This window comes from Peribacillus sp. P4_C12 (assembly GCF_056402095.1).
Genome location: NZ_JBFUIB010000857.1, coordinates 1 through 1,194, shown reverse-complemented (window position 1 = coordinate 1,194; position 1,194 = coordinate 1). Strand labels below are relative to the sequence as shown.

3 protein-coding genes are annotated in these 1,194 nt (G+C 35.6%); all 3 read right to left on the bottom strand.

The annotated features are described in order from the left end of the window. Positions 1-341, bottom strand: a 341-nt coding sequence (locus AC1DUW_RS29715) for a glutamine synthetase beta-grasp domain-containing protein (RefSeq protein ID WP_477644292.1), incomplete at its 3' end; no start/stop codon positions are given. Positions 342-381: 40 nt separating this feature from the next. Further along, positions 382-786 carry a MerR family transcriptional regulator gene (locus AC1DUW_RS29710; RefSeq protein WP_053345434.1) on the bottom strand — a complete coding sequence of 135 codons (405 nt, stop codon included), beginning with the start codon at positions 784-786 and terminating at the stop codon, positions 382-384. A 205-nt stretch (positions 787-991) separates the two neighbouring features. Then, the coding region (locus AC1DUW_RS29705) for a methionine gamma-lyase family protein (RefSeq protein WP_477644291.1) at positions 992-1,194 on the bottom strand (203 nt) is incomplete at its 5' end.

Here is a 1,194-nt window from a genome sequence, read left to right as displayed (position 1 = left end):
CGTTTTAAGTTAGTACGAGGATCTCCATCAAAAGGTGCTCCATCCGTATTATAAATATCACAAATTAGACGAGCAACTTTACCTTTTTCAGAAGTCCAAGGGAAAATAACCCATGTATTTAAATCAGGATATAGGTACATATCAGATTCTTCGATACGTACGAAGCCTTCAATAGAAGATCCGTCAAACATCATTTTGTTATCAAGAGCTTTTTCTAATTGACTAACTGGGATTTCAACGTTTTTAATCGTTCCTAAAATGTCAGTAAACTGTAAACGGATGTACTTAACATTTTCTTCTTTTGCTAAACGAGTGATGTCTTCACGTGTGAACTTTGCCAATTTTAATTCCCCCTAAATAATAATTCATAAATCATATTTTTTATTGGAAAAAACGGGACATATCCCCTTGTCGAAGAGATGTTCGATGCTTACTGCCTTGTAATAGCTCAGCACGTAGAAGCTTACGAAGCTCCTCGTCACTAAGGTCCTGTCTTATCTTTTCCGCTTGTTCTAAATCTTGAGTCTTAGGTAAGTTCTGTTCCTTTACAGTGAAAATTTTTTTTATGCCGGCCAGATTGACTCCTTGTTCGATTAAGTCTTTAATCTCAAGTAGTCGATCAATATCGTTTAAAGAAAAAACCCGACGATTTCCATCTGTTCTCATAGGAGTAATTAGTTGATGCTCTTCGTAGTATCGAATTTGACGCGCAGACAATTCAGTTAGCTGCATCACAATTCCGATGGAAAAAAGAGGCATCGAACGCCGAATGTTGTTGCCACTCATTCTTAGCATCCTCCTTTTTTTATCTGATATAATCATATTATATGTTATTAAACTTGTCAAGATGATGTTACATTTTATGACATGATTTTTTTAGAAAAGCAAAATGATTTGTAACTTATCAAATATTATGACTATTATTTTTTCTGTGAATCCAGTTAAACTGGATTCTGAAACGAAAACTGGAAAAATTCAGCTAGTATTCTTATTACAATTGGATCAGTTTTTTATCCATTAAAGAATTCACAGCAGTCAACACGGCGATTTTAACATGAGCATATGTTAATCCACCTTGAACATAGGCGACATAAGGAGCTCTTGTCGGACCATCTGCTGTCAATTCAATGCTTGCTCCCTGAATAAAGGTTCCTGCTGCCATGATCACATCGTCTTCATAGCCAGGCATATATG